1 protein-coding gene is annotated in these 307 nt (G+C 37.5%); it reads right to left on the bottom strand.

What is annotated here, in order from left to right; genetic code table 11:
- A partial coding sequence (locus V7164_RS18150; RefSeq protein WP_335354805.1) for a pyridoxamine 5'-phosphate oxidase family protein occupies positions 1-307 on the bottom strand: 307 nt, incomplete at both ends.

The following is a 307-nucleotide window of genomic DNA, read 5'->3' as shown; positions in this document are numbered from 1 at the left end:
CGACCATTTACAATGCTCTTTTCAAGAAGTTCCGGGTCACGAGAAATATAGGCTTTTCCATTGATTCTTAATGTTTCTCCTAATCCAGGTATAAAAAATATCAGCCCGATATTTGGATTAGTAATAATGTTTTCTGCGGAGTCCATTCTTCTGTTCCCTGGACGTTCTGGAATAAAAAGATGGTGTTCATCAAGAACAGAAACAAACCCTGGAAAATCTCCTCTTGGAGAAACATCACATTTCCCTTCTGAATTAGATGTTGCCAATGACAAAAATGGTGACATGGAAATAAAGTTTCTGCAATGCT

The sequence above is a fragment of the Bacillus sp. JJ1474 genome (assembly GCF_036965225.1).
Classification (GTDB): Bacteria; Bacillota; Bacilli; order Bacillales; family Cytobacillaceae; genus Cytobacillus.
Note: the sequence above shows the minus strand (reverse complement) of the source record. Positions and strands in the feature narration are given on the sequence as shown.